General features: G+C 55.9%; 15 protein-coding genes and 1 pseudogene. 9 read left to right on the top strand and 7 right to left on the bottom strand.

Going from position 1 to position 16,679, the window contains the following annotated elements; all coding sequences use genetic code 11:
• Positions 1-41 precede the first annotated feature (41 nt).
• On the top strand, positions 42-530 hold the full coding sequence (gene bfr, locus AGA_RS04195; protein WP_430740385.1) for a bacterioferritin: 489 nt from the start codon (positions 42-44) through the stop codon (positions 528-530).
• Between the two features lie 57 nt (positions 531-587).
• On the opposite strand, the gene AGA_RS04190 is transcribed toward bfr, so the two are convergent.
• Both AGA_RS04190 and AGA_RS14385 read right to left on the bottom strand, forming a co-directional pair.
• Positions 588-947 carry an ArsC family reductase gene (locus tag AGA_RS04190; protein ID WP_197556492.1) on the bottom strand — a complete coding sequence of 120 codons (360 nt, stop codon included), beginning with the start codon at positions 945-947 and terminating at the stop codon, positions 588-590.
• A gap of 15 nt (positions 948-962) precedes the next feature.
• A pseudogene (locus AGA_RS14385) lies at positions 963-1,406 on the bottom strand (HIT family protein); the annotation flags it as partial.
• Positions 1,407-1,539: 133 nt separating this feature from the next.
• Between AGA_RS14385 and AGA_RS04180 the strand changes: the two are divergent.
• Genes AGA_RS04180 through AGA_RS04165 form a run of 4 tightly spaced genes read left to right on the top strand, consistent with a single transcriptional unit; the run spans position 1,540 to position 6,264 of the window.
• Positions 1,540-1,812 carry a YtcA family lipoprotein gene (locus AGA_RS04180; protein WP_059023161.1) on the top strand — a complete coding sequence of 91 codons (273 nt, stop codon included), beginning with the start codon at positions 1,540-1,542 and terminating at the stop codon, positions 1,810-1,812.
• A 3-nt stretch (positions 1,813-1,815) separates the two neighbouring features.
• Positions 1,816-2,865: a multidrug transporter subunit MdtN gene (gene mdtN, locus AGA_RS04175; RefSeq protein WP_059023160.1), complete on the top strand. Its 1,050-nt coding sequence runs from the start codon at positions 1,816-1,818 to the stop codon at positions 2,863-2,865.
• Positions 2,846-4,642, top strand: coding sequence for an FUSC family protein (locus AGA_RS04170; protein ID WP_083503537.1), 1,797 nt, complete (start codon positions 2,846-2,848; stop codon positions 4,640-4,642). The genes mdtN and AGA_RS04170 overlap by 20 nt, the downstream gene beginning before the upstream one ends.
• A complete protein-coding gene (locus tag AGA_RS04165; RefSeq protein ID WP_059023159.1) occupies positions 4,639-6,264 on the top strand; it encodes a TolC family protein in 1,626 nt (541 codons plus the stop codon). Before AGA_RS04170 ends, AGA_RS04165 begins: the two co-directional genes overlap by 4 nt.
• On the opposite strand, the gene AGA_RS04160 is transcribed toward AGA_RS04165, so the two are convergent.
• The 3 genes from AGA_RS04160 to AGA_RS04150 are packed head-to-tail and all read right to left on the bottom strand — an operon-like array spanning position 6,237 to position 7,905.
• Positions 6,237-6,815, bottom strand: a complete 579-nt coding sequence (locus tag AGA_RS04160) for a DNA-3-methyladenine glycosylase I (protein ID WP_059023158.1) — start codon at positions 6,813-6,815, stop codon at positions 6,237-6,239. The two genes, AGA_RS04165 and AGA_RS04160, sit on opposite strands and share 28 nt — an antisense overlap.
• A gap of 8 nt (positions 6,816-6,823) precedes the next feature.
• Positions 6,824-7,249, bottom strand: a complete 426-nt coding sequence (locus AGA_RS04155) for an ArsR/SmtB family transcription factor (RefSeq protein ID WP_059023157.1) — start codon at positions 7,247-7,249, stop codon at positions 6,824-6,826.
• Entirely contained in the window at positions 7,246-7,905 is a 660-nt protein-coding gene (locus tag AGA_RS04150) for a peroxiredoxin (RefSeq protein ID WP_059023156.1), read from the bottom strand. The genes AGA_RS04155 and AGA_RS04150 overlap by 4 nt, the downstream gene beginning before the upstream one ends.
• Before the next feature lie 106 nt (positions 7,906-8,011).
• Between AGA_RS04150 and AGA_RS04145 the strand changes: the two genes are divergently transcribed.
• Both AGA_RS04145 and AGA_RS04140 read left to right on the top strand, forming a co-directional pair.
• Positions 8,012-8,938 (top strand): MBL fold metallo-hydrolase, encoded by a 927-nt coding sequence (locus tag AGA_RS04145; protein ID WP_059023155.1) that lies wholly within the window; start codon positions 8,012-8,014, stop codon positions 8,936-8,938.
• 39 nt (positions 8,939-8,977) lie between these two features.
• On the top strand, positions 8,978-9,763 hold the full coding sequence (locus AGA_RS04140) for a sulfite exporter TauE/SafE family protein (RefSeq protein ID WP_059023154.1): 786 nt from the start codon (positions 8,978-8,980) through the stop codon (positions 9,761-9,763).
• Here the strand turns inward: AGA_RS04140 and AGA_RS04135 are convergent.
• Positions 9,760-11,436, bottom strand: coding sequence for a SulP family inorganic anion transporter (locus tag AGA_RS04135; RefSeq protein WP_059023153.1), 1,677 nt, complete (start codon positions 11,434-11,436; stop codon positions 9,760-9,762). The two genes, AGA_RS04140 and AGA_RS04135, sit on opposite strands and share 4 nt — an antisense overlap.
• 114 nt (positions 11,437-11,550) lie before the next feature.
• Here AGA_RS04135 and arsC point away from each other — a divergent pair, with 114 nt between their 5' ends.
• Positions 11,551-11,901 carry an arsenate reductase (glutaredoxin) gene (arsC, locus tag AGA_RS04130; protein ID WP_059023152.1) on the top strand — a complete coding sequence of 117 codons (351 nt, stop codon included), beginning with the start codon at positions 11,551-11,553 and terminating at the stop codon, positions 11,899-11,901.
• Between the two features lie 96 nt (positions 11,902-11,997).
• On the opposite strand, the gene AGA_RS04125 is transcribed toward arsC, so the two are convergent.
• Positions 11,998-14,436 (bottom strand): membrane-bound PQQ-dependent dehydrogenase, glucose/quinate/shikimate family, encoded by a 2,439-nt coding sequence (locus tag AGA_RS04125; RefSeq protein ID WP_059023151.1) that lies wholly within the window; start codon positions 14,434-14,436, stop codon positions 11,998-12,000.
• 509 nt (positions 14,437-14,945) lie between these two features.
• On the opposite strand from AGA_RS04125, the gene AGA_RS04120 reads away from it, so the two are divergent.
• The gene (locus AGA_RS04120) at positions 14,946-16,622 is read left to right on the top strand and encodes an alpha-keto acid decarboxylase family protein (protein ID WP_059023150.1); all 1,677 of its coding nucleotides are present in this window, start codon (positions 14,946-14,948) and stop codon (positions 16,620-16,622) included.
• Positions 16,623-16,679: the final 57 nt, after the last annotated feature.

The following is a 16,679-nucleotide window of genomic DNA, read 5'->3' as shown; positions in this document are numbered from 1 at the left end:
TTAAAGTCCGCTCCAGTCATTCCTATAATTGTGAGTTATCCATCATGGTCAAAGATCCCAAGGTTATCGAACACCTCAACATTCAGCTCACCAATGAGTTGACCGCCATCAACCAGTATTTTCTGCATGCCCGCACCCTGCGCCACTGGGGCGTGACCCTGCTAGGCAAAAAAGAATACGAAGAATCCATTGAGGAAATGCGTCACGCTGACTGGCTGATCGAGCGCATTCTGTATCTGGGTGGCCTGCCCAACGTGCAGCGCCTGAACACGATTCTGATCGGGCAGGACGTCAAGGAAATCCTTGAATGCGACATGAAGCTCGAAGAAAAGGCCATGAAGGACCTGCGCGAAGGCATTGCCTATTGCGAAAGCGTGCGTGACTTCGTGTCCCGCGACCTTCTGCTGAAAATCCTGTCGAACGAAGAAGAACACGAAGACTTTATCGACCGTCAGTTCGACCTCATCAAGCAGATTGGCGTTGAACGTTACATTCAACTTAACTCCGCTTCTGCTCCTGAACAGGAATAAGATGCGCTCTGCTGTCCTGCCCAGTTTTGGGCAGGACACGGCTTTATCTCTGCTTGTTTATTTTTTACCAACGGAACTGGCGTAAAGTTCCGGTTTAAATCCTACCAGCAACCCTTTGGGTGTTTCCAACACCGGGCGTTTAATTAACGTTGGATGGGCAACCATCAGGGCGATGGCTTTTTCTTCTGTCAGGTCGGTTTTGTCCGCATCGGACAACTTTCTGAAAGTTGTGCCCGCCTTATTCAGAAGCTTTTCCCACCCCACCTGCGCTACCCATGCCTGTAGCTTCTGCTCGGTTACACCGGCCAGTTTGTAATCATGAAAAATATAAGCCAGATCGTGCTCATCCAGCCAGTTACGGGCTTTACGCACGGTGTCACAGTTTTTAATGCCGTATAAAATCATACCATCAGACACGTTTTTTTCCTCTGCTGGGTGAATTCCCAATGCTTTCCGCATTGCCTGCATGAATGCTGTATCTTCCTGCGCATTAAATGCACGGGCACTGGCAATATCATACGCAACACATAAGGGATGCGGACGTTTGTCTTCCGGTTCTGTGGCATACCGTGGAACAATATGGGTATGCAGAGATGGCGCCTGATTACACCATGTTTCGTAATTTATGCGCTCTGCCCCTGTTACCTCAAGCAACGCATCCCCAACCTGCACAACATCCAGCAAATAGTCCTGCCGCTGCTGGCCATGCAGGTCATTCACACTAGGCACAACGGGGTCGGAGAGCAAAATGCAATATCCCTGCACGGGTTGTGTATCCGCCACAACCAGCCACCCGGAGCTCATGCGCCCAATAACCTTGGGGTATGCGCCTTTACGCGCCAGTTCCACCCGTTTCTGTATTACATTTTTCGTCATTACTTCCCTCTGCCACATTAGCGGACGGCACCGTAGAATTTATTGGCACAATTTGACTGGTTTCCTGAATATAAATCCCGACCATGCTGCTTTTTCTTGACACAAAAAACCTATTCACGTCCTAATCACCATAATGCGTTACCATCCCTTCCTGCACGCCACACCTGTTCTGCTTTTATCTCTGGCAGGCTGCAAGGTTACGGGCGCCCCCTCCTTTCCATTAGCCGGAGCCTACTTCCCCAGTTGGATGCTCTGCGGCATGTTGGGCATCGCTGTAGCCGTAGGCTTACGCGTTCTGTTCCTTGCCACCGATATTGATGCCGCGCTCCGCCTGCGGCTGTTCACCTATGTTTCGCTAGGCACCATAACAGCCCTGCTGTTCTGGCTTGTGGCATTCGGGCCGTAACGTATGAAAAAAATATCCCTTTCCAACCGCAATCCCATTGGTCTGGCCGTTGCGGTAGTCTGCATTGCTGCTGCAACAGCCCTTGGCTTTTATGTTCTGGGGAAAGACGAATCCTACCCCTCCTCCGATAGCGCCACAGTAGATGCGGAAGTTGTGCACATTGCCTCCACCGTAGGTGGGCGGTTGCAGGCATTAAATGTGCACGTCAACCAGCCGGTCAAAAAGGGAGACGTGCTGTATCAGCTGGACCCCGAACCTTATAATCTGGCCGCACAACAGGCTCTTGGAGGGCTGGCTTTGGCGCAGGCCGGAGTCGAGCAGCAACAGCGACTGGTGGCGGTGGCCACTGCCAATGCCGAAATTGCCAAAAGCCAGACCACCCGAGCCCAAACCAACCACGAACTGGCCGCCCGTACCGTAGAGCGCCTGCGCCCCCTTGCCAGCAGGTCATACATTCCTTTGCAGCAGTACGATCAGGCGCAGGTGGCCCTGCATGATTCTGGCGTAACGCTGGACCAGAGTCGCTTACAGGCCAATGCGGCACAGGTCGCTGTGGGGGACCTTAACAGTTCCATCGCAGCCCGGCAGGTTGCAGAGGCAACACTGGCGCAGGCCCGTTACGCCCTGCGCCAGACCACCGTTACCGCCCCGGAGGATGGTTACGTCACCAGCCTGCATGTTGTGCCGGGGGAAATTCTGATTCCATCACAGGTGCTGTTTACGCTTATCGTCAACAACGGCTGGTTTGTAACCGCCAACATGCGTGAGGGCACGCTACACGCCATTCATCCGGGGGACTGTGCCACCGTTTACTCCATGATCGACCGGCACACCCCCATACGCGGGCATGTAGAAAGCATTGGCTGGGGTGTTTTTTCTGCTGATTCTGCGGGCCTAAGCCGCAGCCTGCCTATTGTCCCACGGCAAATGGACTGGGTGCATGTGGCCCAGCGCTTCCCTGTCCGGATCAGGCTGGAACAGACCAACCCGCAACTGCTACGGCTTGGAGCCACGGCCACAGTGGAAATACGCCATGGCGCAGCCTGCGACTAATACGGGCGAAGGTGCTCTGGCACGGTTATGGTGGCTGTTACGCGCGCCCCTTCCGGGCCGTGGAGGGCATAGCCTGCGCATGGCCGCAGCCTGCACCATTGTGGTGTTGATTGGTGAGATATGGCAAATCCCCGATGTGGCCGTACCCGCCCTGTGCACCATGGCGGTCTGGCAGAAGGACCGCACAACCAACATGCTGGCAGGCATTGCTCTCAATGTGCTGATCATCATGATCCTGCTACTGCTGTTTGTGTTAATCCACCTCACATTGGACCACCCACTTAGCCTTGTTGTAGCGGTCATATTACTGTCTTTCAGCTTCTTTTTTCTGGGCTCAGCCAGCAAGCTCAAACCTGTTGCCTACCTGCTAGGTCTGATTGTTATTTTTGCCCTGATTACAGCAGACCAAGTTCCGATTGGGGAAATTGCGACCCGGGCCCTCCTTTACGCGGATCTGTTTATTCTGGTTCCCGGTGCGGTCATGCTCATATGCGGCCCACTCATCTGCCCGTCCCCCGCCACACTCCTAACGCGAGAAATAGCCGCCCGCCTGCGTTTGTGCGCTGCATTGCTGGAACAACCCACGACCAACCAACTGGACTATACCCACGCCACCCTGCGGGAGGGAGCCAGCGGTATGCTCAAACTGCTAAAAATGGCAAAGCTGGAAAAAGTCCTGCACAAAGACCAGCTCGCCCATCTGGAGCAGGCAGCCTATTCCAGTGTGGCGGCTCTTGCCCTCGCCCATACGGCCTTCCGTCATGGGGAAACGCAGCCATCAACCATGGAATTTTCAAAAACCCTACGCGCCATGGCGGAAATATTCTCGCATAACGGTTATCCGGAGGACGTTCTTAACCTAACAGCCCCAGCCAATGCTCCGGCTCTTACGCAGCTTGGTATTGTCCTGCACACATTTACGGACCCGGTTGAAAACACGCTTCAAAACACGCAGCCCCCTGCGCAAAAATCCGGATTTTTTGTACCCGATGCGTTTAGTAACCCCGAACATGTGCGCTTTGCGGTTAAAGGGACAGCAGCTGTTCTGATCAGCTATTTTATCTTCACCATTCTCGACTGGCCCGGCATCCATACCTGTATCATCACCTGTTTTATTGTCGCCCTACCAACCGTGGGAGAAATGACAACAAAACTCAGGCTTCGTATTAGTGGCGCTCTGGTTGGGGGCAGCATTGGCATTGCCTCCATTATTTTCATTATGCCTCACCTCAACAATATTGCAGCTTTTCTGCTTCTGGTTTTTGTTGTTTCTCTTTTTGCATCATGGGTCAAAAATGGTGATGAACGCATAGCCTATGCAGGATTCCAGATTGGCCTTGCCTTTTTTCTAAGCGACCTCAAGGGGTTTGGCCCCACAACTGACATGACGACTGCCCGTGACCGTATTATTGGCATTCTTCTTGGCAATTTCATAACCTATGCGGTCTTTACCAGCTTCTGGCCTACCAGCGCGTACGGCCTGATTGCGGAACGCTGCCGCGCACTCCTAACGGCTTTAAAACAACAAACCGCCATAACCCGTGTTGCCCAACAGACCCGGCAGGAAGCTGCAATACAGCAAAACCTGTCTGGCATGGAACGTGCATTGGAGCTAGCAGAAGCCGAACCGCCCCATATGCGTGCCCATATGCCACTGTTGCCCACCTACGCCACAATCACACAGCAGGCCGCCAGTCTGGCGGAAGACAGCCTGCTTCCTTCCCGCCAGCACACCGTGCAACAGCACATACAGGATATGGAACAGAGTCTAACATGACACACCACTTACAGAACCGTGTCCTGCTTGCGGCCTCTTCCTTCATGCTGGCTTTATCAGGCTGCGCCACGCAGGCGCTGGACAGTGCCCCCGCCCGACCAGATGCCCCATGGCAGCCGAACATAGCCGCCAATGGCGAACTTCTGCCCGGCAAAGGTGGCCGTCACGGGCTTATGCTCCCTCCGGGTTATACGCTCCCCTCCAACCGCGCCATAACACCCCGACAGGCAGACAGTGGCATAGACCCGTCACACCCATACTCGCTCCCCGAACTGATAGATATTGCCCAGTCTCGCAACCCCAGCACACGCAGGGCATGGGATGCTGCGCGGGACGCCGCACTAACGGTGGGCATTGCCCGCACCGCTTACGTGCCGCACCTTACGGCCTCCATTGTGGGCGGTTATGGCACCCGACATAATGACAGCAATTCCGTCAATATTGAAAATGGCGGACAGGTCGGCAACATTGTTAACGGCGTGGTCAGCAACGTTGGCACCCCCAGAGGCCAGAATGACGGACATGGTGAGGTGCAAACCCTGAACATGGAGTGGCTTCTGTTTGACTTTGGCAAACGTGAAGCCATGATTGATGCCGCCTCCCAACTGCAACTGGCCAGCAATGTTCTGTTTACCGCAGCACATCAGAAGGTCATTTATGGTGTCACGCTCGCATTTTACACACATGCAGCCGCAGTGGCCCGTGCAGAACGGGTGGAACAGGCGCTTCAGAATGCCCGTGCCGTACAAACCGCAGCCGAAGCCCGCCTAAAGCAGGGACAGGGCACAATTGTCGATGTCACACAAGCCCAACAGATGACGGCGCAGGCTGAACTACGCGTTGTGCAAGCCCAGAACGGCATAGAAAACACCTATCTGGAACTAATGACCGCCATGGGCATAGCCCCCGCCACACGGCTGCACACGCAGGACGTATCCGGCCGGCCGCTCAACATCAACGACATGCGCATGACGGACGACATGATCCGCACCGCCGTATCACAACGCCCAGATGTGCTTGCTGCCTATGCAGCGGCAAAGGCAGCACGAAGCAATGTTACTGCCGCAAAAGCCGAGTTTTTGCCAAAGGTTTTTGTCTCCGGCAACGTGGCTTACACAACCGGGCATCTTGCCCTTTCCTCCATCCCCAGTGCCGGGGCGGATTCATCGCCGACCCTCAACCTATCCTCCAACAATTTTAGCAGTCTTTTTCTGGGGGGTATTTCCGTGCCCATTTTTGACGGGGGAATGCGAGCAGCTGTGCTGAAGCAGGCGCAAAACCGTGCTGACAGCACACAGGTCACCCTCCAGCAAACATTGGATGAGTCAGCCAAACAGATTGTGGCGGCAGAAAATGGCCTACATACAGGGCTAAGCGCTTATCGTGCCGCCACCAAACTGGAAACGGCAGCCCAAACCAGCTTTAACGCCGCATTTACCGCCTACCGTAGCGGCGTTGGGGGTATTACCTCGGCAACGCTCGCACAAAGTGGGCTACTGGACGCACAACTGGCCCAGTCCGATGCCTATTATGCGGCTCTTATTGCTGCCGCCAGTCTTGGGTTTGCCACCGGTGCCATAGACAATGCGCCCGATCAGGGGATAACTGACACACCGCCGTAACAGAAGCACGTTGTTTCGTGCCCGTTCAGCATCCCTACAGCCTGCATCCATGCTTGCGCCGTTGTCGGGCCAACAAAGCGGAATCCCCTGCTTTTAAGCGCCTTGGCGACCGTGTGAGAAAGGGGGGAATGCGGTTCCGACCCTGTGCCCCGTTCATGCGCCTGAGCAGAGCGCACCATGCCCCATGCAAAGTCGGAAAAATCCTCACCTGCATCCTGCATGGCCAACCATGCTTTGGCATTGGCGACCGTAGCTGCAATTTTGGAGCGGGAACGAATAATGCTGGCATCCTGCATTAACCGTTCCTGATCTGCCGGTGTCAGACACGCAACTCTGTGCGGGTCAAAGTCGTAAAAAACCCGCCGAAAACTCTCACGCTTTTGCAGGACGGTATTCCATGACAGGCCGGCCTGAAATGTTTCGAGCACCAACGTTTCCCACAAGGCCCGGCTATCCGTAACAGGTCGCCCCCATTCCCGGTCATGGTATGCGCTCAGCAGGCTGTTGGCTTCTGCCCAGCTACACCGCACCCGTTTGTCTGAGGCACGCATCCGCTCAATTACGGGCGGGATGTATCGGCCGTGCGGATGAAGGCAAACTGCGCGCCACCTTCGGCCTCCCGCTGGGCGGTTGTGCGGTTATTAAGAGCATACCGCTCGGAAACAGCGCGCAGGGCAGGCAGGGCGGCTCTATCCCCCCGCAGCAGGCCAATAAGGGCACGTACGCGCAGAGCTTCTTCCTCACTGGCAAGGCTGTAATGAATGGTGCGGGATTCACGACGCGGCACAACAATTTCTGCCCGGCGCAATGCACCAAGCTGCTGGCTAAGGGTTGGCTGGCCAATGCCCGTGCAGGTTTCCAACTCTCCAACGGCAAGGGAGCCACGCTCCAGCAATGCCTCCAGAATCATCAGACGTTGCGGCTGGGCAAACAGCTTCATCCGCTCAACAAGCTGCCGGGCTTCCTCAACGGACAGGTCACTCATGCCTCTACATCCGGCTTCATGTTCATGAACCAGTCTGGCCCTGCCTCAATCACTTCATCATGGGTTTGCCCCGCAGGCAGCACAACCTCTGCCCCCGGCATCCACCCTTCCGGGGTCATGACGTCCCCTCTCTCGACCCGTTGCAGAGCGGCGAGCACACGCAGCATTTCGGCCACTGACCGGCCAACCGTTGCCGGGTACCATGTAATCACCCGCACAATCCCATGCGGGTCAATAAAATACGCGGCACGCACGGTTGCGCTGTTCCGTGCATCCATATCCAGCATACCGTAAGCACGGGCTATGGCCAGCGATGGGTCCTCGATCACGGGGAAGGAGATCGTCACCCCAAAGCGCGTACGAATAGCCTCCAGCCATGCAAGATGCGCAGGCAGACTATCGACCGACAACCCGACCAGCGCACAGTCCATGGCCTCGAACTGGGGAGCCGCCCGTGCAATGGCAATAAACTCGCTCGTGCAGACAGGCGTAAAGTCCGCCGGGTGCGAAAACAGAATGACCCACCGCCCCCGCAGACTGCTGAGTGTAAAGTCACCCTGCGTGGTCCGGGCCGTAAAGTCAGGGGCTGCGTCCCCGATCTTCAGGGAAGCGGAAAGGGGCACCAAAGGGCAGGCATCTGCTATGCGATCATTCATGGCAATTTCCTTTACGCGAAATCCTGATCTTGACGCAAGATGGTTTCATATTTAGTGAAACTACATATACACTGTTAAAGTAAGTTATAAACAATCGGAGTCTCCCATGTCGGATACCGCCATCACAAAAGCTACGGCCCAGATTCTGATGATGCTCCGTCATCCGCAGACCCGACCCGTGGTAAAAAGTTTTTTTGACCCGGCCACCTTTACGGCAAGCCATGTTGTGCATGACCCGGCCACAAAAGAAGCCGCGGTGATAGACAGCGTGCTGGACTACGAAGCCGCCTCCGGCCGCACCAGCTACGCCTCCGCCCAACAGATTGTGGACTACGTGCGTGAGCAGGATTTGCATGTGGCCTGGCAGCTGGAAACACATGCCCATGCTGACCACCTTTCCGCCGCTCCGTGGTTGCAGGAACAGATTGGCGGCCGGTTGGGCATTGGCGCTGATATTGTGCATGTGCAGGAAGTTTTTGGAAAAATCTTTAACGCTGGCACAGAATTTCCACGCGATGGATCCCAGTTCAACCACCTGTTCAAGGATGGCGAAGAATTCAAGCTGGGCAACCTGAACTGCATAGCCCTGCATGTGCCCGGCCACACCCCGGCAGACATGGCCTTTGTTATCGGTGATGCCGCTTTTATTGGAGACACGCTGTTCATGCCCGACTACGGCACAGCGCGGGCCGACTTCCCCGGTGGTGATGCCCGTATGTTGTACCGTTCAATCCGCCGCCTGCTCAGCCTGCCACCGGAAACCCGCCTGTTTCTGTGCCATGACTACAAAGCCCCAGGACGGGACACATTTGCATGGGAAACCACGGTTGGCGCAGAGCGTGACCACAACATTCATGTGCATGAAGGCGTTGATGAAGATACGTTTGTGGCCATGCGGACTTCACGAGATGCAACGCTGGGTCTGCCCAACCTGATCATGCCCTCCGTGCAGGTCAACATTCGTGGCGGCCACATGCCGGAGCCGGAAGATAACGGGGTCAGTTACATCAAAATTCCCGTCAATCGCCTCTAAGCCTTCCTTCTCCCCGCTTTCCCCAACCCCGGAGCCGCCATGTTGACCCCCCACCTCCTGCATATCGCGCTGGAAATTGCCTCTGGCGCACTGGTGGGCTTTACCCTTGGACTGGTTGGGGGTGGTGGGTCCATTCTGGCTGTGCCCCTTATGGTGTATCTGGTCGGGGTGCCCAACGCGCATGTGGCCATTGGGACAAGCGCGCTGGCTGTTGCCGTCAATGCACTGGTTGGCCTTGCCCAACATGCACGCAACAAGACTGTAAAGTGGCGGTGTGCCGGTATTTTTGCCCTCTGCGGTGTGGTCGGGGCATTTTTGGGCGCAACCCTCGGCAAGGCCGTGGATGGCAAACATCTTCTGTTCCTGTTCGCCATTCTCATGATCGGGGTTGGTATTCTTATGCTCCGTGGCCGCCACAATACGGGCTGTCCGGGCGCCAGTTGCAACCGGCAGAATGCCCCCAAGGTCATGACCTACGGATTTGGCACAGGGATGCTCTCCGGGTTTTTTGGCATTGGCGGGGGCTTCCTTATTGTGCCGGGGCTTATGGCCTCGACCAGTATGCCCATCCTCAATGCCGTTGGCACGTCCTTGGTGGCGGTAGCCGCCTTCGGGTTCAGCACCACATTCAGTTATATGCTCTCGGGCTATGTGGACTGGCAACTGGCAGGGCTGTTTATTCTGGGCGGGGCTGTGGGATGTAGCGTTGGCACCAGAGCCGCCCGCTCGCTCGCTGGGTCCACAGGCCGTTTGACCACCGTTTTTGCCAGCCTGATTTTTACCGTTGCCGCCTATATGATCTGGCAGAGCATCCGACAGTTCTAGGCTGCCTTAATGGGCGCACTTTCCACCGTCTGCCGCGCACTTGCCAGAGCCTGATGGAGCTGGCCATAAATATTACCCGCCCCCAGAGCCGCCACAATCCGATGCCGTTCCATGTCGGCTAGCGCGTAAGAAGCAACCCGGCCAAAAATAACCCGCACGCCACACATCTTCAACCGCGACAGTTCATCACGCACAACGCTGGCGGCAGAATAATCAATGTCTGTAATGGCGCTACAATCCACGACCAGACACCGCACCGGCGTTGGCGCGGTGGAAACAAGCAGGTCAATATCCTCCGCAAAAAGCGAGCAGTTTGCATAGAACAGATCTGCACAAAAGCGGTACACAACTAGCCCCGGCTCTGTCTGCTCACCCGCACGCACCGGCACGGCTTCCAGCTCATGCGTTGTGGGGTCGGGCTTCAGCACCATGGTGTGAGGCCGATAGCTATGCCGCACATGCCGAAAAAGCGAGAGCGCTATGGCAATAAAAATGCCCTGTTCGACGCCAATGCTCACCACGGTCGCCATTGTAACCAGCGCCAGCCGGAACTCCCCCGGACTTTCCTGCCGAATGCGGTTGAGCGCTGCCACATCAATCATACCAATGGCAACACAGAACACCACGGAACCCAGAATACAGCGGGGCAGGTACTGGAGTGGAGCGGTAAAAAACAGCAGCACGCATAACGTAACAGCGGCAAAAACAAGCTGCGCCTTCTGGCTGGTGCCTCCTGCCTGCACGGCCATTGCAGTCTGGGTTGGGCTGCCATTAACCGTAAATGTGCCACTTAACCCCGCTACGGCATTGGCGGCACACAAACCAACAATATCCGCATTGGCGTCCACTGTTTCGTGCAGCCGATACGCAAAAGCGTGGGAAGTAGCAGCACTTTGCGCAATAATAACAAACACACAGGAGGCGGAAACGGGCAGAAGCGCCAGAAACTGATGCCATGAGACAATCGGCACAGCAAAATGCGGCAGCCCGCCCTGCATTGGGCCCAGCACCGTTACCCCATACTGCGCCAGTCCCAGCGACCAGCTTAGTCCCAGTGCCCCCAACACTACCACCAGCGCTACCGGTCGCCCGGGCAAAAAACGTGCTCCACTCAGCAAAAGTGCACAGGCCATGCAGGAAATACCAACCGACAGCACGTGCATATGCGGTAATGCCTGCGCAAGCCCCACAAGCTGGGCCACAGTGTTGTGCGACCCCACCTCCAGCCCAACCATATCGTACAGCATACTCATGCTGACCTGCACACCAACGCCGGCCAAAAACCCAACCAGTACGGTGCGGGATAAAAAGTCGGCTAGAAAACCAAGCCTGCACAGACGAGCAATGAGCAAAAAGCCCGCATTAAGCAGGGCAACTGCACTGACCAAACGAATATAGGCAGCACTCCCCGCTGGTTCCATTTCCGAAAGAGCGCTGGAAAAAATAGCCGCGGTTGCGGAATCCGCAGCCACAACCAGATGGCGGGACGACCCGAACATGGCAAAGGCAACCAGCGGGAAAAGCACCGTGTACAGCCCGGTAACCGTGGGCATACCCGCAATACGCGCATACCCTAGCACCTGCGGAATGTTCATGGAGGCCAAAGACAGACCGGCCCATACATTTTTGCTGACAGAGAACGGTTTTTGCCACCAGCCGGTTAATGTGCGCACGCGGCTCCTACTCCCCTGTTAGTCGTATGCTCTGTTCCGGCCAGACGGCGTTGGCCCTTGCCAGCCTACCAGAACATGCAACAATCACGCCTTTTGTCAGAAGAGGCGTGTAACATGACTGTAACAGTTTACCACAATCCATCCTGCGGCACGTCCCGCACAGTGCTAGAACTGGTGCGCAATGCAGGCATAGAGCCAGAGATAGTGCTTTACCTTAAAACGCCACCCACTCGTAAACAGCTGGAAGATATTCTCCGCCACGGCAAACTGAATGCACGCACACTTTTGCGCACAAAGGAAAAACTGTGTGCAGAACTGGGGCTGGATAAACCAGAAACAACAGAGGACCAGATACTGGATGCCATAGCCGCCCACCCCAACCTGCTCAACCGCCCGGTTGTGGTGACCCCCAAAGGGGCAAACGCCTGCCGCCCGGCCACTCTGGTGCTAGAGTTGTTGCCATAACTCCCTGCACCGCCCCAAAGCCTGAAGTATAAAAAAAGGGCGTTAACCGGCTTGATAACAAACCGGCCAACGCCCCCATTCCGAGCCATTCCCGCGTTAATGCGCGCTCACACCCTCCGGCAGGGCGTAGGCGATGATATAATCACCCACGTCTGGCGAATGGCTGGCTCCACCTGCGGAAATAACAACGTACTCCCGGCCCGTTTTGGGCGAACGGTAGATGAGCGGCGCAGCAACCGCCCCCACGGGGAGGCGCTGCTTCCACACTTCCCGCCCGGTTTTTGAATCCAGTGCCCGCAGATAATAATCCTGCGTCCCGGCAAAAAAGACCAGACCGGATGCCGTGGACGTAGGACCACCCAATGTTGGCATCCCAATAGGCACAGGCAGATGGGTTTTAATACCCAGCGGCCCCAGATCCTGCACCGTGCCCATAGGCACCTGCCACACAATTTTTTTGGTATGCAGATCAATGGCGGTCATGGTGCCAAAAGGTGGTGTGTTGCACGGCACGGCTAGGGGTGATTGCAGAATATCAATCTTTACCCCTCCATACGGCCCAGCAAGCTGGGGACGAATAGTGCCCATGAAGCCCGGAACCTCGTCCGTTGAGACCTTGAACTTCTTGGCGTTCTCACGCGTGACCAGAGACATGCGCAACGGCATCCGCATATCATTGACGAACATGAGTCCACTGTTTTCATCAATGGAAATGCCGCCCCAGTTCATGCCTCCCAGCAGGCTCGGCCATTCAATATACGGCTTTTCACCCGGTGGTGTGAACGGCCCCTCATAGACCGAGCTTTTGAACATGATCCGGCAATAAAGCTGGTCAAAGGTGCTTACACCCCACATGGCCCCTTCACTCAGCGGGTCCGCGCCAATGGTTGGCATCCCAACAGAAAATGGCTGAGTGGGAGACAGATGTTCGCCCTGCGCTGCTGGCTCTGTGGCAACCGGCTTTTCAACCACTTCGGTCACAGGCTTGCCCGTCCGCCGGTCCAGCACAAAAATATGCCCTGTTTTGGTCGTCTGGATCAGGGAAGGGATTTTTTCACCCTGCGCATTGGTCACATCATACATGACCGGCTGGGAGGGTAGGTCATAATCCCATACGTCGTGGTGAATAAGCTGGGAGACCCAACGGGTCTGGCCCGTGGCAGCATCCACCGCGACTACTGCGGCCCCAAAGCGGTTGTTGACCGCGTTACGGTCGCCTCCCCAGTAATCCGGCGGCCCGTTGCCTGTGGGCAGGTAAACAAGGTTCAACTCTTTGTCGTATGTCGGCACCGTCCACATATTGGGGGTGGACAGCGTATAGGTCTGGTCTTCTGCGGGGGCCTGTGTGTTGTCAGGGTGACCAACATCCCACGCCCATGCAAGAGAGCCATCGCGCACATCATACGCCCGCACAACACCTGAAGGCTCACCGGGCATAATGTCACGCACCCAGCCACCAATAACAGCCAGATGCCCCATAACCACCGGTACGGCTGTGGGATGATACCGCTTACTGTTTTCGGTCGGCCCCATCTGCTTTTTCAGGTCCACAAATCCGGCATTACCAAAGCCGGAGCACACCTTCCCGCTATGGGCATCCAACGCAAACAGCCGCGCATCAACCGAAGAAACCAGAATACGCTGGTGGCAATCAGGCGCAGTGTCGCTGGCCTTCTGCTCCTGCGTCAGGCTGGTATCCGTATCCATGTCATAATACCCGACACCACGGCAGCTTACATGCTCGGCGGTAACGGCATGGGGGTCGAACTTCCAGATTTTTTGCCCCGTATCGGCATCAATCGCCGTGATGACGTTCTCCGGTGTGCAGGAATACAACACGTTACCAATCTGCTGGGGTGTGTTCTCATCCGTCCCAAAGCCACTGCCACTGACCCGGCGGCCTGTGCGATAAACCCATGCGACCTTCAACTGGCCCACATTGTCCGGTGTAATCTGGCTATAGGGCGCAAAGCGTGTGCCGCTGGCGCTCCGACCAAAAAATTCCCAATTTTCCGCCCCTTCGACCTTACCCGCCTGTGCCATTTTGGCCTCAGGACTCAGCGCATCCGGGTTGGCAATGGTCCCATGGGGGAAAAACGCGGCAACCAGCGTGCCAATCAGACCTGCAAAGACAGCCAGACCGCCCCAGCAACTCCACCGCCGGGCATCCGGCCGAACGTTGGGGAACAAAGCCGCCAGCCAAAGGCTGAGGGTAAACAGAATAGCCGGCACAACCAGACGCGGCAGCATATCCCAGTAACCAACATGGGGCGCGTCATACAGCGCCCACAGGCATGTGGCTGCAAACACAACAGTGGACGCTGGCAGAGCGCTACTTTTGCGCAAAAAGAACAAGACTGCCAAGCCAATATAGGCAAGACCGGCCAACAGGTAATACGCCGAGCCACCCAGAACCAGCAGTTGCCCGCCACCATAGGCAAGAACAAGCCCTATTCCGGCACTGAGTAACGTAAAAAGAACCCGGTACACATCGGCCAATGATATCCGATGAGCGACCTTAAGCGGTTCATCCATCCTTTTTCTCCAACAACCAGAAACTCACAAAGACCACACACCAGCAGACCCGGATAAACCGCCTTGACCAGTCCACCCCCTGCCACACATTGGCAAAGATGCAGGTCTGTGTTCCATTACATTCAATTCTGTCAATAATAATTATGAACTTTTCAAATCACGACTTGCTGGACACCAGGAGACAGGCACTTCCAGCATAAGAAGTACAATAATAATCCCACGCCATATCACGTTGAGGTGAAACAGATCGGGCACATGCCAGACACACACAGCAGGACCATGAACATTGCTCCTGTGTGGTCAAGCTGACCCAATTTTTACAAGCCTTTGATTTATAAAGTTTACCTTCACCTCCCGTTCCCAAAAAGCTTGCCAGACAGATGCAAGGCATACTGGAAACATATGGGTTATAACAACTTCATATATTGGACATGCCCCCGACAACGCGCGTTTAACTAATGCAACGCCCCTGTCCGCAGGACCACTTTTTGAGGGAATTTACTGTTATCATGACCTATACCGTTGGAATGTATCTGGCTGACCGGCTGGCACAGATTGGCCTGAAACATCATTTTGCTGTCGCGGGAGATTATAATCTGGTTCTGCTAGACCAGCTCCTGCTCAACAAGGACATGCAGCAGATCTACTGCTGTAACGAACTGAACTGTGGCTTTAGCGCAGAGGGCTACGCCCGTGCCCACGGCGCGGCGGCCGCAGTGGTCACGTTTAGCGTTGGCGCCATTTCCGCCATGAACGCCATTGGCGGTGCCTATGCGGAAAACCTGCCGGTTATCCTGATTTCCGGCTCCCCCAACAGCAATGACTACGGTAGCGGCCATGTGCTGCACCACACGCTTGGCAACACAGATTATGGCTACCAGCTTGAAATGGTGCGCCACGTGACCTGTGCAGCAGAAAGCATTACGGACGCGGCCTCTGCTCCTGCCAAAATTGACCATGTCATTCGTACGGCCCTGCGTGAGCGCAAACCCGCTTATCTGGAAATTGCCTGCAACGTTTCCTCTGCCGAATGCGTGCGCCCCGGTCCTGTGTCCACTCTTCTGGCGGAACTCACGCCAGACACCACAAGCCTGAATGCGGCGGTGGACGCGACCGTAGCCCTGCTGGAAAAATCAGAGCGGACAGTCATGCTGGTTGGCAGCAAAACCCGCTCCGCCCATGCCCTGAGTGAGACAGAAGCGCTTGCAGACCGCATTGGCTGCGCTGTGACCATTATGGCTGCGGCAAAAGGACTGTTCTCGGAAGAACACCCCAACTTCCGTGGCCTTTACTGGGGGGAAGTCTCCTCTCCCGGTGCGCAGGAACTGGTTGAAAAAGCCGATGCTGTTCTGTGCATTGCCCCTGTGTTCAATGACTATTCCACCGTTGGCTGGACCGCATGGCCCAAGGGCGAGAACGTGCTGGTCGCCGACCCCAACCGCGTAACCGTTGGCGGGCAGACATTCGAAGGCTTTACACTGCGTGAGTTCCTGACCGCACTGGCCAAAAAAGCCCCGTCCCGCCCCGCCAGCGCGCGTGACACCAAATACACGCACACTAAAATTGCCGCCGCTGCCCCGGATGCACGCCTGACGAATGACGAAATGACCCGTCAGATCAACGCCATGCTCACATCCAAAACCACCCTTGTGGCGGAAACGGGGGATTCCTGGTTCAACGCCATGCGTATGCACCTGCCACGCCATGCCCGTGTGGAAACGGAAATGCAGTGGGGCCACATTGGCTGGTCTGTTCCCTCCTCCTTCGGCAATGCCATGGGGTCTCAGGACCGCGAGCATATTGTGATGGTGGGGGATGGTTCCTTCCAGCTTACCGCACAGGAAGTGGCGCAGATGGTGCGTTACGAACTGCCTGTTATCATCTTCCTTGTAAACAACCGTGGCTACGTCATTGAAATTGCCATTCATGACGGCCCGTACAACTACATCAAGAACTGGGATTACGCAGGTCTGATGGAAGTGTTCAACGCTGGCGAAGGTCATGGTCTGGGCATGACGGTCACCACTGGGGCGGAACTGGCTGAAGCCATTAAAAAAGCACAGGCCAACCGCCGCGGCCCAACCATTATTGAATGCCAGATTGAACGAACAGACTGCACGGATATGCTGGTCCAGTGGGGTAAGCGCGTGGCCTCCGCCAACGCCCGCAAGCCGCACGTTTCCTAACACCACACAGCATTTATTTTACAAAAACGCTTCAGACTCAGGTCTGGAGCGTTTTTT

It is taken from the genome of Acetobacter ghanensis, assembly GCF_001499675.1.
In the GTDB taxonomy this organism is placed as follows: domain Bacteria; phylum Pseudomonadota; class Alphaproteobacteria; order Acetobacterales; family Acetobacteraceae; genus Acetobacter; species Acetobacter ghanensis.
This window is presented reverse-complemented; position numbering and strand designations above follow the sequence as displayed.